This window comes from Candidatus Neomarinimicrobiota bacterium (assembly GCA_018651745.1).
GTDB lineage: Bacteria > Fidelibacterota > Marinisomatia > Marinisomatales > TCS55 > JAAZYX01.
In genome coordinates, this window is record JABIDL010000011.1 from 81,820 (window position 1) to 96,615 (window position 14,796).

The 14,796-nt window shown below is 40.6% G+C and carries 14 protein-coding genes; 3 read left to right on the forward strand and 11 right to left on the reverse strand.

The window, feature by feature from the left end; genetic code table 11:
* Nucleotides 1-82 precede the first annotated feature (82 nt).
* The 9 genes from HOD97_02075 to HOD97_02115 form a co-directional block, all read right to left on the reverse strand.
* Nucleotides 83-1,261 (reverse strand): PLP-dependent transferase, encoded by a 1,179-nt coding sequence (locus HOD97_02075; GenBank protein MBT4280398.1) that lies wholly within the window; start codon nucleotides 1,259-1,261, stop codon nucleotides 83-85.
* A complete protein-coding gene (gene secA / locus HOD97_02080) occupies nucleotides 1,258-4,302 on the reverse strand; it encodes a preprotein translocase subunit SecA (protein ID MBT4280399.1) in 3,045 nt (1,014 codons plus the stop codon). Before secA ends, HOD97_02075 begins: the two co-directional genes overlap by 4 nt.
* Nucleotides 4,303-4,441: 139 nt before the next feature.
* Nucleotides 4,442-5,044 (reverse strand): methyltransferase domain-containing protein, encoded by a 603-nt coding sequence (locus tag HOD97_02085; GenBank protein ID MBT4280400.1) that lies wholly within the window; start codon nucleotides 5,042-5,044, stop codon nucleotides 4,442-4,444.
* Complete coding sequence (nusB, locus tag HOD97_02090) at nucleotides 5,025-5,465, reverse strand: transcription antitermination factor NusB (protein MBT4280401.1); 441 nt, start codon at nucleotides 5,463-5,465, stop codon at nucleotides 5,025-5,027. The genes HOD97_02085 and nusB overlap by 20 nt, the downstream gene beginning before the upstream one ends.
* 6 nt (nucleotides 5,466-5,471) lie before the next feature.
* Nucleotides 5,472-6,518 carry a branched-chain amino acid aminotransferase gene (locus HOD97_02095; protein ID MBT4280402.1) on the reverse strand — a complete coding sequence of 349 codons (1,047 nt, stop codon included), beginning with the start codon at nucleotides 6,516-6,518 and terminating at the stop codon, nucleotides 5,472-5,474.
* A gap of 1 nt (nucleotide 6,519) precedes the next feature.
* The gene (locus HOD97_02100; GenBank protein MBT4280403.1) at nucleotides 6,520-7,662 is read right to left on the reverse strand and encodes an acyl-CoA dehydrogenase; all 1,143 of its coding nucleotides are present in this window, start codon (nucleotides 7,660-7,662) and stop codon (nucleotides 6,520-6,522) included.
* On the reverse strand, nucleotides 7,659-8,852 hold the full coding sequence (locus HOD97_02105; protein MBT4280404.1) for an acetyl-CoA C-acetyltransferase: 1,194 nt from the start codon (nucleotides 8,850-8,852) through the stop codon (nucleotides 7,659-7,661). The genes HOD97_02100 and HOD97_02105 overlap by 4 nt, the downstream gene beginning before the upstream one ends.
* 9 nt (nucleotides 8,853-8,861) lie before the next feature.
* Nucleotides 8,862-10,094 carry an FAD-binding oxidoreductase gene (locus HOD97_02110; protein MBT4280405.1) on the reverse strand — a complete coding sequence of 411 codons (1,233 nt, stop codon included), beginning with the start codon at nucleotides 10,092-10,094 and terminating at the stop codon, nucleotides 8,862-8,864.
* Nucleotides 10,091-11,032 carry an AAA family ATPase gene (locus HOD97_02115; protein MBT4280406.1) on the reverse strand — a complete coding sequence of 314 codons (942 nt, stop codon included), beginning with the start codon at nucleotides 11,030-11,032 and terminating at the stop codon, nucleotides 10,091-10,093. The genes HOD97_02110 and HOD97_02115 overlap by 4 nt, the downstream gene beginning before the upstream one ends.
* Nucleotides 11,033-11,095: 63 nt before the next feature.
* Here HOD97_02115 and HOD97_02120 point away from each other — a divergent pair, with 63 nt between their 5' ends.
* Genes HOD97_02120 through HOD97_02130 form a run of 3 tightly spaced genes read left to right on the forward strand, consistent with a single transcriptional unit; the run spans nucleotide 11,096 to nucleotide 12,975 of the window.
* A complete protein-coding gene (locus HOD97_02120; protein MBT4280407.1) occupies nucleotides 11,096-12,013 on the forward strand; it encodes a hypothetical protein in 918 nt (305 codons plus the stop codon).
* On the forward strand, nucleotides 12,010-12,591 hold the full coding sequence (locus HOD97_02125) for a DUF2953 domain-containing protein (protein ID MBT4280408.1): 582 nt from the start codon (nucleotides 12,010-12,012) through the stop codon (nucleotides 12,589-12,591). Before HOD97_02120 ends, HOD97_02125 begins: the two co-directional genes overlap by 4 nt.
* 3 nt (nucleotides 12,592-12,594) lie before the next feature.
* Nucleotides 12,595-12,975, forward strand: a complete 381-nt coding sequence (locus tag HOD97_02130) for a sporulation protein (GenBank protein MBT4280409.1) — start codon at nucleotides 12,595-12,597, stop codon at nucleotides 12,973-12,975.
* Between the two features lie 2 nt (nucleotides 12,976-12,977).
* Here the strand turns inward: HOD97_02130 and HOD97_02135 are convergent, their stop codons facing one another.
* Nucleotides 12,978-13,580: a hypothetical protein gene (locus tag HOD97_02135; GenBank protein MBT4280410.1), complete on the reverse strand. Its 603-nt coding sequence runs from the start codon at nucleotides 13,578-13,580 to the stop codon at nucleotides 12,978-12,980.
* Nucleotides 13,581-13,648: 68 nt separating this feature from the next.
* Nucleotides 13,649-14,737 carry a T9SS type A sorting domain-containing protein gene (locus tag HOD97_02140; GenBank protein ID MBT4280411.1) on the reverse strand — a complete coding sequence of 363 codons (1,089 nt, stop codon included), beginning with the start codon at nucleotides 14,735-14,737 and terminating at the stop codon, nucleotides 13,649-13,651.
* Between the last annotated feature and the right edge of the window lie 59 nt (nucleotides 14,738-14,796).

Sequence of the window (14,796 nt, forward strand, 5' to 3'; positions counted from 1 at the left end):
GAAAGTTATTTCATGACATCCTATTTACCAAAAACAATCCTGAGCATGTGATTTAGATCAAATCTTCAATAAACACCTTGTTTTAATTAAAAGCGGTCAAAAGGTCAGACTTTAAATCAACCGTATCTTCAACACCTACGGATAATCTTATTAAGGATTCGGTAATACCCATTTTTAATTTTGAATCCTTTGGGATTGCTGCATGTGTCATATGATAGGGACAACATACAAGGCTTTCCACACCGCCCAAACTCTCAGCCAAAGTAAACAACTGTAGTTTTTCCAAAAAGGAATCCCGCATTTTGATTGAACCTAAATCGAACGAAATCATGTTTCCAAAAATCGGAGTACCATCCGGTGTCGTTTGTTGTTTTAATGCCAATGCATATTGAGGATGACTTTTTAGTCCCGGGTATATCAGCCCAGATATTTTTTTTTGTTTGGAAAGCCACCCAGCAAGTTCGTTGGCTGAGTCCGATGCTTTTTGGTACCTCAATGCAAGTGTCTTTGTTGACCGTAAAATAATCCAGCAATCAAAAGGACTTGGAACCGCACCGGTTGCTTTTTGCATAAAATGAAGTTTTTCGGCCAAGTTTGAACTGTTTGTTATTAGCGCACCTCCTAATACGTCGGAATGTCCTGCTAAAGATTTCGTGGTGCTATGCATAACAATATCCACGCCAAATTCTAATGGACGCTGACCATAGGGACTCATAAACGTATTATCCACACTAAGTAAAATCCCGTTGCTTTTACATAGGTTCGACATGGCTTCCAAATCACACAATTCTAAGAGTGGGTTCGTAGGAGTTTCAACGAATACCAACTTTGTGTTTTCTTTTATTTGGGTGGCAACATGTTCGGGGTCCCTCGTATCTACCCAACTAAATTCAATACCCTGCCTCTGAAGAACTTCCATGCTCATTCTATAAGTCCCGCCGTATGTATTTCGGGAAATGAGAATATGGTCACCCTTATTAAAAAGTTGAAACAAAGCAGTTGATGCTGCCATTCCCGTGGCAAATGTAATTCCATGTTTACCACTTTCAAGCGCTGCCAAATTTTCTTCCAAACGCTGCCGACTTGGATTGCCAACTCTGGAATAATCAAAACCGCGAGTTTTTCCAACTGCATCCTGTTTATAAGTGGATGTCAAATAAATTGGTGGCGAAATGGACCCCGTTTGTTCGTCACTTTTATTTCCGGTGTGGATCGCACGCGTCGAAAATCCCCATCTATTTTTTTTATCTTTAATGCTCATACGCTTCTAGAGTATCCTTTATTTAAATATTGCTGAAGTTTTTTATGTTTAATCCATTCTTCTTTTCCACTTGGACTGACAACTTTAATTTTTTCATTCCTGCCTACTTTTTTATCGTTATGAACAGGTTGCTTGGGTTGTCCCTGCCGGGGTTGTTCGGTTTGGCGTGGAGCTGAAAACCCCATTCCGGTTGATTCATCGTGCTGCAAACTAACATTTCGAGATTGAGGTTCCTGAACAGCCGGAGCGCCCTCCATTCCTCTAATTTGTGTTCGAAACAAGCGTTGAACAGTTTCAGCTGTTGTAGTATTCATCATGTTAGAAAATAACGCGAAACCTTCCGATTTATATTCCAACAACGGGTTTTTTTGTCCGTACGCACGCAAATTGATACCTTCTCGAATTTGATCCATGGCATAAAGATGGTCTTTCCATTTATCGTCCATCGTTCTTAAAACCACAAACCGTTCAAAGCCCCGCATAGCATCTTCCGGGATAAGGGATTCTCTTGCAGTGTAAACGTCCTTTGCTCTGTCAAGAACAAAAGCATGAACATCATTTGCTGATATGGTAGTTCCTTTGTTGGTTTCAATTTTCTGTAAACCAACGTCAACAAGTAAATGAGACGCCAAATTTTGTTTTAATCCTTCCCAATCCCAACCATAAGGATCTTCAGATTCCTGGCGGTCTATCTCATTATCAATAAAATCTTCCATTAAATCTTGAATAAATTCTTTAACATTTTCACCGTTCAGTGCTTGATTACGGATATTATAGACAATTTGACGTTGTTGGTTCATAACATCGTCATATTCGAGTAGATGTTTTCGGATACCGAAATTTCGCTCTTCCACTTTTTTCTGTGCATTTTCAATTGCGCGTGTTACCATGCCATGCGTAATAACTTCTCCTTCTTCCACGCCCATTTTGTCCATGATGCTGGCAATCCGTTCACTATTAAATAAGCGCATAAGGTCATCTTCTAAGCTCAGATAAAACCGTGATGAACCGGGATCACCCTGTCGACCGGATCTTCCTTTGAGCTGAAGATCAATCCGTCTGGATTCATGTCGTTCCGTACCAATGATATGAAGACCGCCAAGTTCAATTACTCCTTTGTCCAATTTAATATCTGTCCCTCGCCCGGCCATGTTAGTCGCAATTGTCACAGCGCTTTTTTGTCCGGCCAATGTTACAATTTCCGCTTCGCTGCGATGCTGCTTGGCATTCAAAACATTATGAACGACACCTTTTCTTTTTAGCATTCGAGATAACAATTCCGAAACTTCCACCGAAATGGTTCCAACAAGCACAGGCTGTCCCCGTTTATTACACTCTTCAATTTCATCAATCACCGCATTGAATTTTTCCCGTTTTGTTTTATACACGTAATCATTCCGGTCATCGCGTATAATTTCTTTGTTGGGTGGAATTTCCATGACTTCCAATTTATAAATGCTGCCAAATTCATCCGCTTCAGTTACAGCAGTGCCCGTCATGCCCGAGAGTTTTCCATATTGTCTAAAATAATTCTGAATCGTAATAGTTGCCAGCGTTTGGGTTTCACGCTCCACCGTTACACTTTCTTTGGCTTCCAGTGCTTGGTGAAGTCCATCGCTATAGCGTCTGCCGGGAAGTACTCTTCCGGTAAATTCATCTACAATTAACACTTTACCGCTATCCACAACATACTCCACATCTTTTTCATACATTGTGAATGCTCTCAACAATTGTGTGATATTATGAATCTTTCCACTGCGTTCGGCATGAAGTTGGTGTACTTTTTCCTTTTCTTGGTCTTTTTCTAAACTAGACAAATCTTCTTGCTCGTCAATTTCATGAAGTAATTCACCAAGGTCCGGGATTACGAACGCTTCGGGATTGTCAGGTGCAATCGTTTCTCTACCCTTATCCGTAATATCAATAACATGCGTTTTTTCATCAATGCTGAAATAAAGATCTTCATCTGCTTCGTGGAGTTTTTTATCGCGAAGCAGTTCAGATTCTGCGTTGTGTGCAAGCTTTTTCGTCCCCTGTTCCTGAAACACTTTTAACAATTGACGATGCTTTGGCATTCCACGAGTTGCTTGAAGCAATTTATATCCTGCATCATCATCCTTTTCCACTTTCATAAAAGCTTCTGCTTCTGAAAGTAAAGACGATACAAGCGATTGCTGTCTTTTCACTAGACTTTGCACCAGCGGCCGAAGTTCAGTAAACGTTTTATCCACGGGGGCATCTACTGCGCCAGAAATAATTAAAGGTGTTCGTGCTTCATCAATCAGAACACTATCTACTTCATCTACAACTGCAAAATTATGTCCTCGTTGTACTTGGTCTTCCGGACGAAGGGCCATGTTATCTCGTAAATAATCAAACCCAAATTCATTATTCGTGCCGTAGGTTACATCACATCCATACATTTCTCTACGTTTTGAATTGTCCATGGAATTCAGAATAAAACCAACACTAAGTCCTAGCCGTTTATATATTTCGCCCATCCACTCTGCATCACGCTGTGCCAAATAGTCGTTCACCGTAATCACATGCACACCTTTTCCGCTAAGCGCATTCAAGTAAATAGGCATGGTAGCAACCAAAGTTTTTCCTTCGCCTGTTTTCATTTCCGCTACAGAACCTTTGTTAAGAATCAACGCGCCAGCCAGCTGAACATCATAAGGAATCATTTGCCAATCGGTTTCGAGCCCAACCACATTCCATGATTGACCACATAATCTTCGGCAAGTATCTTTCACCATCGCAAAGGCTTCTGGGAGAATTTCTTCTAATTTAATGTTTTGCGCTTCCCGGACTGCTTCCAGAACATCATCTGCTGCTTTCTCTTCCATAGATGAGCGAATGGATGATTCAATCTCGGAAAATTCAGATTGAAATTCGCGTGTTCGCGCAACCAACTCTTCATCACTTTTCGAAAGGAGCGACTCCGCAACGCGATTAATATCCTCAACTAGAGGGTTTAATTTCGTGATGGCACGATCAGAGTGAGTGCCGAACATTTTCTTTAAGGTATTCTGAAACATCTAATTAATTTAATGGGTTCTGAGTGTCAATATACTTTGCAAATAGAATTATTTATCCGCGATGTTTGCGATATTATAATTTGAAATCATGACCTCAAAGTTAGTTTGAAATTTAATGGTGTAAAAAGAAGTTAAGCTGTTATTCTTTTTTGAAAATAATCAATTTTTCTCGGCCTTTTCTTCGTTCAATTGATAGTTCCGGAAATTCTTCCTTTTTTATTTTCCAACCAGAATTAAAGAGTGTTTTTACTTCTTCCACACTTGTTCCCCAAGGAGGCCCACCTTCATTAATGGTTTTGTCTAATGGAAACCAAAGCCCAATCAAGTGCCCTCCGGGTTTTAAAATTGATTTCACTAATGTTTCATAATTGATCCGGTAATTAGGATGCATAGCACAAAAACATGTTTGCTCAATAATGTAGTCAAACGTTTCGGAGTATTTAGGTGTTAAAGAAAATATATCGGCCTGAACTGCATGAACTATAACATTTGATTTTTTTGCTAAGTTATTTACAGCTTGAATCGCTGATGGTGCAAAATCAACGGCTGTAACGTCGAACCCTTTTTGAGCAAAACGTATTGCATCATGACCTCGCCCGCATCCTACAAAACAAATTTTTCCCGGGTTAAATTCTGAAGAAATTTGAATAAATATTGGTGTAGGACCTCCTAAATCCCAACCAAGACTATTATCCAAATATTTTTCTTCCCAAAATGAGGAGTTATTCTCTTTCTGATTCATTCAATACCGTTTTTTCTGCTTTGGTATTCTTATACACTGCATCTAAAATTCCATTCACAAAAGATGCGCTTTCATCCGTGCTAAATATTTTAGCAATCTCAATCGCTTCTGAAATTGCTACTTTTGGAGGAACTTCATCAATGAAATGAATCTCACAAATTCCCATAATAAGAACCAGTTTATCTAAGAGCGCAACTCGATCCATATCCCAATTTTGAAGGTGCGACTTGATCTGTTCTTCGCACCATTCTTGTTTATCCACGCAGGTGGTAAACAAATTTTCTACAAAAGATCGAATTTTTTTTTGAGGATTTCCTCGAGCAAGGATATCTGCCAAAACCTTGTCTTTATCTTCTTTAGAAATCGCCATAGAATACAGTCCTTGCAAAACCCACTCTCTAGCTTTACGACGGGGATGCATCAGTTATCACTTTTCGTCATTGGATTCTTTATCTACTGGGTGAACCCAGCAAAACGGATCATCACGTTCTTCACGCTGAATTCCTACTATTTCTTTTCTTAATTGCGCTGTGATTTTTCCTTCTCCACCACCGGAAATAGAATGCGCATCTTCTTCAACGGTAATGTTGCCAATTGGAGTGACCACTACGGCAGTTCCGGTACAAAAAGCCTCATCTGCCGCTAATAAGTCCTTAATCGTTATTTCTGTTTCTTCTACTTCCAATTTCAAAATATCTCTCGCAATTCGGATGACGGAATTTCTGGTAATACCGGGCAAAATTGATCCTGATAATCTGGGTGTTTTAATCACATTGTCTTTCACAATAAAAACATTTGCAGATCCAACTTCTTCCAGTTGTGTTTCATCGGCAGCATGCAGATACAATACCTCGTCAAAACCTGTTTCCTTTGCAAGCTTTAACGGGAACAGAGATGCTGCATAGTTTCCGATAGCTTTGGCATTTCCGGTTCCATGCGGAGCGGCTCGGTGAAAATTTCTTGTCATTTTTAACTTGAGAGGTTTTACGCCATTTTTGAAATAAGATCCAACCGGTGTTACAAATACTATAAATGTATAGGTTGGAGCAGGACGAACTCCAAGCACAGGTCCCGTTCCCCACAATAATGGTCTGATATAAAGAGATCCCTTTCCCAACGGTGGAATGAAATCCGCATTATCTCGAACAACCATTTCTACCGCACTAAGGAAATCAATTTTTTCCACTTTGGGCATCACCAACCTTTTTGCAGATTGACCCAGTCTTTCCGCATTCATATCCGGGCGAAAAAGTACTATTCTATCTTTCACTGAACGAAATGCCTTGGTGCCTTCGAAAGCACCTTGACCATAATTCAATACACCCGATGCCGGAGAAAAAGAAAGTTCGCCAAACGGGATAAGTCCTCCATTATTCCATTGTCCGGATTCATTTGAATCCATCCGAAACATACTTCGAGTTGGAAAAAATTCAAATCCGAGACTATCCCAGTTAATATCGGAAGATGGGTTCATATTATTCATGTAGTAAAGACCTCGCAATCACCATTTCTTGGATTTCTGATGTACCCTCGTAAATTTGGGTTATTTTCGCATCCCGCATTAATCGTTCTACTCCATACTCACGCATGTAACCATAGCCTCCAAAAATTTGAACACAATCGGTAGAAGCCTCCATAGAAACTCGGGATGCAAATACTTTTGCCATAGCCGCTTCCTTTGAAAATGGTTTATGCTCATCTTTTAAATGAGCAGCATTCATAATGAGCAATCTAGCAGCATTGATATTCGTTGCCATTCTAGCCAGTTTACTCTGGATTGCTCCAAATTCTGCAATTGGTTTCTTGAATTGTTTTCGTTCCTTTGCATAGGCAACAGATTTTTCCATTGCGGCCCTGGCAATACCCAAAGCTTGGGTTGCAATTCCAACCCGCCCGCCATCCAATGTGCCAAGTGCAATTTTGAAACCGTCTCCTTCATTGCCAATGATGGAATCTGCAGGCACTTCACAATTTTCAAAATATAGTTCACATGTGTCTGAACCCCGAATACCCATTTTATCTTCCTTTTTTCCGGTGGAAAACCCATTAATTCCCTTTTCAACAATAAAGGCAGAAATACCTTTGTTGCCCACATTTTTTTCGGTTACCGCCATAACAATTACCAACCCGGAACTTAATCCATTTGTAACCCAATTTTTGGTTCCGTTTAAAATATAATTGCCATTTTTACGCTCGGCGAACGTCCTCATATTTCCGGCATCCGATCCTGATTGTGGTTCGCTCAAGCTAAAAGCACCTAAGGTTGTTGCATTGGCAATATCCGGTAGATATTTGGTCTTTTGATCATCCGAACCAAAATGGATTATTAACTGAGAGACTAAAGAATTATTCACAGACATGATGACGGAAGCCGATGCATCAATTGCAGCAATTTCTTCTAATGCAACTACATAGCTGACGGCATCCAAACCGGCGCCACCATATTCTTCCGGAACCATCATGCCCATAAACCCAAGATCGGCCATTAAAGCGATTTGTTCTTTCGGAAACGTACAAGTTTCATCTCGATCAATGACACCCGGTTCGAGATGTTCTTTCGCAAATTCCTTTGCGGTTTTTTGAATCAATAATTGTTCTTCTGTTAAATCAAAATTCATAATACTTTTTCCACGATGAGGGCAACAGCCTCGCCGCCGCCGATGCACAACGTTGCAAGTCCTCTGTTAGCATTTCGGTTTTCCATGGCATGTAGTAAAGTGGTCAAAACTCTCGCGCCACTTGCGCCAATTGGGTGACCCAAAGCAATCGCGCCGCCATGCACATTTACCTTTTCACGGTCTAAATTAAAATCTTCTATCGCTGCCAGAGCAACAGGAGCAAATGCTTCGTTTATCTCCCATAAATCAATATCATCTGCTTGGATATTTGCTTTAGAAAGTGCCTTAGCAATTGCCTTACTCGGAGCAGTCGTAAACCATTCTGGATCATGAGCCGCGGAAGCTTGAGAGATTATTTTAGCCATTGGCTTTAATTGGTATTCCTGCACCTTTTTTTCCGAAGCAACTAAAACAGCTGCAGCGCCATCATTAATTTTGGAAGCATTGGCAGCGGTAATAGTTCCATCCCGATCAAAAGCAGGGCGGAGTGATTTCATTTTATCAAAATTTGCACGGTTAGGTTCGTCATCTACTTCCACAATAATATCGTCTCCTTTTCGGCGGGGGACAGAAACAGGAATCATTTCTTCGTCAAATAATCCGTCAGCCTGAGCTTTTTGCGCTCGTGTGTATGATTCAATCGCAAACGCATCCTGATCTTCTCGATCGTAATTTCTATCTGTAGCACAAGTTTCTGCACAATTACCCATGTGCTTATCGTTATATACATCCCACAGGCCATCTCCAATCATGCTATCAATAATTTTCCCGTGACCTAAACGAAGCCCATCTCTTCCCTTTGGAATCAAATACGGAGACCGCGTCATATTTTCCATTCCGCCGGCAATGATCAAGTCTGCATCTTCGGTTTTGATTGCCTGACTCGCAAGCATAACTGCTTTTAATCCGGATCCACACATTTTATTTATGGTAAGGCATTCAACAGAATTCGAGAGACCCGATCGTAAAGCAACCTGACGGGCCGGTGCCTGTCCAAGGCCGGCAGAAAGGACACAACCCATAATCACCTCATCAACAGAGTCGAGTGAGATTTTTGTTTCTTCTAAAATTGCTTTAACCACCTCCGAACCCAAAGTAGTTGCAGATACAGAAGACAAACTACCCTGAAATGCGCCTACAGGCGTTCGTTTAGCTGCTACTAAAAAGACATCTCTAAAGGTATTTTTCATATTTTTTTCCTATGCTGCAAATCGTTGTGTGTAAAATAAATCACTATTTGGTGTTTTGCCTTCAATCATCATTTCCGCTGCCATTTTTCCGAGCGATCCGGCAAATCCTAAGCCGTGCCCTGTATAGCCACCACAAACAAATACATTTGAGCTTCCCGGAACTGCGCCCAAAAGCGGAAGTCCATCCTGACTAAAACCCATTGTTCCTGCCCAAGCGTGGGAAATGTTAACCGACTTTGCCTGTGGGAATAAGGATGTGAAGTAATCATATAATCCCTGCAACAATTCAAGATCAACATTTTCGGAATCATTTTCCTCAGAATTTTGAGCATTTTCTCTAAATCCGCCAACCATAAATCTGCCATCTTGAAGTTGTCGCCAATATTCATATCCAAAATTTGCGTAAATCACTTCTTCAAATAATTTTTCAGAAAAAGGATCCGTCACAAACCCCTGACCCTTCACCGGAACAATTTTATCTTTTAGGCGAGATTGAAGTTTCGCGGAATAAGCATTGGTTGCAAGAATCGCCATTGCACAAGACACAGTTCCTTTATCTGTTTCAATCTGAACAGAATCAGATGTTTCATCAGTTGAAATATGGTTTACCATCGTTTTTTCAAAAACGGGCATACCATTATTTTTCAAAATATTCGCCAAATCCCGAACAAATTTCACCGGCTGAATTTCGCCATCATTTCGCATTCTAATTGCACCGTTAAATTGATTAGAATTCAAATGTTCTCTGCAAGCAACTTCATCCAAATAATCTACGTGAAACCCATCAGAAACTAATTCTGTATAAGTTGCTTTTAATTCTTTCCCTTCCTGTTCGCTTACTCCAAGAATTAAACTTCCGTTTTTTCTGTATTCACATGCAATTTTTTCGTTTGAAATAATGTCAAACAAAACTTCATGATTTTCTTGTGTCAGGTTCCACAATCTTTTTGCTTTTTCTTTTCCAAGTAGTTCTTTAACACGACTATAATGTTCAACGGTACCGGTTAATATAAATCCTGTATTCCGTCCGGTTGCTGCTTTCCCAATAATTTGCCCTTCAAGCAAAACAGTTTTTATTCCGGCTTCTGCCAAAAAGTATGAAATTAAAACACCGGTGATACCGCCACCCACTACAGCAATATCCGCCGTGATGTTTTTTTCTAAGGTGCCAAATGTTTGATCCAAATCTACCCCTAGAGATTCCTTTGAAAGAAAAAACGGAGTGGAATTATTGCTCGTCATTTTCCACCATTCGAATCGTATGCTTTAATAATATCGCGCACAAGTTTATGCCTTACCACATCCATTTCAGTGAGTTTCGCAAATCCAATTCCATCTATATTTTGCATAATATCCATAATTTGCAAAAGCCCGGATTCGGTTCGTTTTGGTAAATCAATCTGTGTTGCGTCACCTGTAATAATCGCTTTTGAATTCACGCCCAATCGTGTTAAAAACATTTTCATTTGCATGGTTGTGGCATTTTGCGCTTCATCCAAAATCATGAACGCATCACTCAAGGTGCGACCTCGCATATAGGCTAAAGGGATGACTTCAATCGTGTTGTTATTTAACATTGGGTTCAATCGGGATTTGGGTAGCATATCATCCAGCGAATCGTAAAGCGGTGTTAAATACGGATCTACTTTTTCTTTTAGATCGCCGGGAAGAAATCCCAAATTTTCACCTGCTTCAACTGCCGGCCTGCATAATACAATCCTGCTGACTTCATGGTTGTCTAAAGCGGCGACGGCCGCGGCAACGGCAAGATATGTTTTTCCTGTTCCGGCTGGACCAACAGCCACCACGATATCATTTTCTCGGAACGATTTCATATATGCGATTTGTCCATCTGTGCGCGGTGAAATGGACCCTTTTATTCCATAATGAATGACATCATCCGGGGTAGTTTTTTCATGACCATTGTGCGCCCGCACCAAATCCACCAATCCTTTTACATCCTTTTGTGTGAGTGATCCTTTTCGATTTAGTGTTTGAATCATTTCATGAAATATTTCATGGATTTGGTTGATCGCTTCAATTTCACCGCTTAATTTAATCTCCTCACCACGAACAATAATTTGAGCAGAAAATGTATCTTCAATTAAACGCAAATGTGCATCTGCAGCACCAAAGAGTGACGCAAGGTCTATTCCTTTTATTTTAATGGCTTTATCCAATTCCTTGAACCCATAAGGTATTGCGTGCGAAATTCCCGATTGTTAAACAATGAATTCCGGTCAATGAACAATAAATTACACCTATCAAGTGTAAGCGATAAAATAACTGTTTCTTCACTTGCGAAAGTTACATCATTTTTCCTTATCATTTTGATATTCGTTTCCAGCTGTGCTTCATTTGGAGTAAGTGAAATACCTGATAATATTTCTGACAATGTCCAACAGTTGGTTGAGCGCGGAGAAAAACATTGGGGAAAGCGGGTTCGTTTTAAGGATGCCCGCTTGGCGCATGTCATGCTGAAACAAGCCGTTTCTCTAGCGCCGCACGATCAAAATGCAGTTGCTCTTTTTGCTCGCATTTGTCATTTCCTTGGTTATTATGTAGAAGAAGATCCCGCTATGAAAGATGCTCTTTTTCAGGAAGGCGCTGATGCGACTTGGACTTGGATAACTTCATCAAAAAATTATATGACTGTATTTGATTCAACCCAAGGTGATTCCATAGTCAAATCGTTTGCGGGATTGTCTGCCTTACCGGAAAATTCAGTGCCGGTAATGTACTGGTATTGCGCAAACAAGGGACGATTTCTTGCAAACAAAAAAGTGATTGAGCGATTGCAGTACAGAGAAACGCTTGAAGTGCTAATGCATAAAATTATAGCTTCTAATTCGGATTATTTCTTTGGAGGCCCCAATCGATTTTTCGGAGCATTTTATGCACGGTTGCCGGGAGTGGATCTTTCTTTCGCAACTGATTATTTTAACAAATCTATCGCAACCGAGCCAAATTATTTCGAGACATATCTTTTGCGAGCGCGGTACTTACATACCAAGTCGGGTGACCGGGAATCTTTTGAAAAAGACCTACAATTTGTGATTGATGCAGATCCTGCCCTTCTGCCGGATGCTATGCCGGAAAACTTGCTTTCACAAGAACGTGCAGAAGAACTTCTAACGCATACCAATATGCTTTTTGAATGAGTATTGTCTTTTTACTACTTCAAATTTTTTGCGGACTTCTGTTCGTATTATTCTTTATTTCTATTCTCCCATGGAAAATATCTTTGGATGGAAATTTGGTTTTGAAAGAAACTATTATTTCTACAAAAGGCGTCGTAAAATTTGGCACAAATCAATTCGGTCTATCTGTTTTGCCTTCAAAAATTATTTCTTTGGGCCCCTATCAAAATCCGTGGTTTCAGTTTTCAATAAAAAAAAGTAGGCGGACTCAAACTAAACTCGATGATACAACGAAAAGAAAGAAATTTCTTTCAATAAAATATATGAAACCGGCGATAAAGTCACTACAATGGAACCAATTTGATTTAACCGGAAAACTGGGGTTTAAAAATTCTGCGCATACCGGAATCGTATTTGGCGGACTTCAGGCATTGAATGGATCCATTGTCTCTTCTCGATTCAATTTTAATATTCGACCGATTTTTACCCATCAACTTGATACAGATTTGACCGGTTCCATTTGCTTCAAGCTTATACCTGTACTATTAGTGTGGAATCTCACTAAGACTTATTTTAATTTTAGCTTTCAGAAAGGATAAATCATGGACATTACAAACCTCATAAAAAATACATTGAATGAAATTCAAGATTTAATGCTTACGCGCACTGTAGTCGGTGACCCAATTGAAGCCGGAGATCATACAGTTATTCCGGTTTCCAAGGTGACATTCGGATTCGGCGGAGGAGGCGGTGAAAGTAAAGAAACTGATGCCGGACAAGGTGTTGGTGGAGGATGGTCTATCGAGCCGGTTGGGTTTGTGATCATCGGCCCGGATGGCGCTCGGTTATTGACCATTGGCGAAAAAGACAGCGTTACATCAAAACTGTTGGACCTTGCACCCAAAGTCGTAGAAACAGTAAAGGATTTTGTGAATCAGGAATCGAAAGAATCAGAAGAATCGCCCGATGAGTCAGGCAGTTAAACTCAAATATTAGATTTTAAACACAATTGAATAACCCGGGCTATTTCCGATATATTTTTTCGAACTAGTAAATCCACATTTATTGCGCTGAATTCAGACGCTTCCATCGCGTCCGATACTATTTTCAGGAACACCATTCTATGCGCCGGGATGCATTTTATTCCAGCTTCAAACAGCGCGGATGCTTCCATGTCCACCAGATTTTCATATTCACCGTAACCGTCCGTGACCGCATTTTCCACAGTAGTTAATTCTGAAGTCTTCAAACCGTGCTTCAGCAGGATGTCCGGAAACCACTCACGTTTGGAATTTTTGTCTGTAATTTTATGAATCACATACATTTCACCAATCTTGCTTGTTTTGGGATTTCCGCCTGCAATGCCTACATTGACCAGCAAATAATCTTCCGGATAAATTCTCAGAAATTCCGTTACCGATTCGGATGCTTTTTGTTTCCCGAGCCCGCAAATGAGAAGTGTGATGTAATCTTTATGGTAAACCCGAAATTGTGTTTCCGTCTCAAATTTCAGACCGTAATACTCAATCAACGGTTTTGCCTCTGATTTAAGTGCTGTAACTATGAGAGCTTTCTTGTCAGAATTCATGATCCATAATAATTATAATAGTAATAAAAAAGCTTTAGAAATTGCGAATTTGAGGGACGAGTGTCCTTCTATTTCACCAACACAATTTTCTGCACTTGTTGTTCCTTTCCGGATGTGAGGACGATAAAATAAACACCGGTGGATGATGATTCTGCATTCCATATGATTTCATGTGTTCCGGGTGCAATCGGTTCGTTTAGAAGGGTTTCCACCAGCCGGCCGGTGATATCGTAAATCCGCAATTGTAGTGGCGAGACATGTCTCGCCCCTACGCCAATATCAAACCGGATGGTGGTGGTTGGATTAAAGGGGTTCGGGTAGGCGGGATACAGGGTAAATGATGTTGGAACGGCTGCGGTGGTTTTTGTCTTTTTACTGCTTGCTGACTCTAAACCAGCCAGAAAGGTAAACGGCGAGTCTGGATGGTTTCTCTCAAGTTTACGGTAAACTTCTTTGGCACTAAGAGATACATCACTTCCTGCAACGGTTCTGCCTAAAGGACCATCGCCGCGTTTATTTGCAATCAAAAATTCTTCATACAAGAGTTTGGGCTCCATCTCATGATTCGGGTATTCCGTGCGAATGGTATGAATGTGACCTTCTGCTTCTAAAAGCATTGGTAGTTCACCGTCTTTGATCTTATGAGATGATAAGAGTGAGTGAGCGTGTTTATGGACACCGGTTCCTTCAAATTGTTCTGAAATAGAAACAAGTGATTGTATCATGGCTTCTTCCTGACCAAGTGCCTTGTAACAGCGTGCCAATCCATACAGGGAAAGTTCTCCGGGCTTTTCATTCGGGACTGCCGTTACAACCTGGGAATATAGTTCCAGTGCCGTTTCAAACTCGCCTATGGCCTCAAGTTTGGAAGCTTTGTGATACAGCTCTTCAATATTGGCAATCTCTGGTGAAGGAACCAGTTCTGCCAAGACCGGGGACCAAATTACATTTGGGGCTGATTCTTCATCAAAACCAAACGGACCGGTAAAAGAACAGGATTGTAAAGACCAGTTGTTTCCAATGGCGTAAATGGTACTTCCCTGATTATGGAATTGAACCTCATTACTGTAAATAGAGTTGTAACCCAATAAATCGTATGAAACATCAAGCCAGGGTCTGAGTCTGTAGGGACCATGACCAAGATTGGGGGAAGACATATGCCAGGTATGTACTGCAACTTGACAGCCTTTTATCACATTATTGGTGGTATTACAGG